This window comes from Rhodococcus sp. TAF43, assembly GCF_052113525.1.
Lineage (GTDB): Bacteria > Actinomycetota > Actinomycetes > Mycobacteriales > Mycobacteriaceae > Prescottella.
Genome location: NZ_JBFRDL010000115.1, coordinates 1 through 1,622, shown reverse-complemented (window position 1 = coordinate 1,622; position 1,622 = coordinate 1). Strand labels below are relative to the sequence as shown.

Sequence of the window (1,622 nt, the reverse complement as noted above, 5' to 3'; positions counted from 1 at the left end):
GTCGCAACACTGCCTGGTTTTAGGCGGTAAGTAGATCACGCAGACGCTCGGCTGGGGTATCCCAGTCGAGCGTTTTGCGTGGACGGCCGTTGAGTTCCTGGGCGACGTGTTCGAGGTCCTCGGGTCCGAACACGCTCAGGTCGGTGCCCTTGGGGAAGTACTGCCGCAGCAGTCCGTTGGTGTTCTCGTTGGTGCCGCGCTGCCAGGGACTGGCGGGGTCGCAGAAGTAGACCGCCATGTCGGTGGCCATCGAGAACTGTTTGTGGCGGGCCATCTCGCTGCCCTGATCCCAGGTGAGCGATCCCCGCAGGTGTGCCGGCAGGGTCGAGATCGTCGCGACCAGCCCGTCCCTGACGGTTTCGGCGTCATGGCGGCCGGGAAGGTGCACCAGCATGGTGTAGCGGGTGGAGCGTTCGACGAGCGTGGCGATCGCGGACTTGTTGCCTTCACCCATGATCAGGTCGCCCTCCCAGTGGCCCGGCACGGCACGATCGTCGGCCTCGGCGGGCCGGTCACTGATCATGATCATCGGGTCGACGAACCGGTGGGTGCGCCGATCCGGGGCGCGGCGCGGTATCCGCCTCGCTCGCCCAGACCGAAGCGTCTGCTGCACTTCACGTTTGAGGCCGCCACGGGCCTGGAAATACAGTGCCTGGTAGATCGTTTCGTGGCTCACTCGCATGCTCTCGTCGTCCGGAAAGTCCTTCACCAGGCGGTGCGAGATCTGTTCGGGAGACAACCGCTGCGACAGCCCGTCGGTCACCGCCTCACGCAACACCTGGCTGGTGACCAGTTTGGACTGTTTCGGCCGGGCACGAGCGGCCGCCGCGGCCCGGTCGGCCTGATAGGGCAGATACGTTCCCGCGATACTGCGGGCGCGGACCTCCCGCGAGACCGTCGAAACGTCCTTGCCGATCCCGGCCGCGATCGCCCGCAACGACCGACCGGTCAACAACCCGTCCGCGATCGCCAACCTGTCCGGCAAGGACAGATACCGGCCGCTGATCGTGGCGGGGCCGGCCCCGCGAGGCGTGGTCACAGGCACCGAGTATCGGGCACCACGGCCGTAGTCCACGACCGTCCCGTCGCGGTGGATACGTTTGTTGCCGACCTTGCGGGTGCCGTCACGCCAGTCCCGTCCGGTGCGTTCGTGGACCCCGACCTCCCGGGCGGCACGCCTGACCGACCAACCCGACCCGACGAGTTCGAGGAACCGGCGTCTGGCCTCCGCCTTGCCCACCGGCGCCTTCGCCTCGTCGGCCAGGCCTTCGGCCACCAGGATCCGCCGGGCGACCGAATGCGACACCCCGCACGACTTCGCCGCCTGGTTGATCGACCCGGTCACGGTGAACACCGCCGCGACCTGCCGCCGATCGACCGCACGGCGGGGGCCACGCGACCGACCTGCGGGGCGTCCGGTCGCCCGCAGAATCGAGTAACACCGTTGCCGCGCAATCCCCAACGCCGCCGCGGCATCCTTCACCGACACACCGGAATCAACCAAACCCACCAACCGATCACCGAACCGAGCACAGTCCTCCGAAAACGACACGGTCGCCGCAACCCCTCACATCGAGAGTGTTGCGACGACCGCGTGAACCCAAGGACCGCGTGAACCCAAG

General features: G+C 67.5%; 1 protein-coding gene. It reads right to left on the bottom strand.

Annotated features, from left to right (window positions below):
• Positions 1–19: 19 nt before the first annotated feature.
• On the bottom strand, positions 20–1,240 hold the full coding sequence (locus AB4Z09_RS29020) for an IS30 family transposase (RefSeq protein WP_174914500.1): 1,221 nt from the start codon (positions 1,238–1,240) through the stop codon (positions 20–22).
• Between the last annotated feature and the right edge of the window lie 382 nt (positions 1,241–1,622).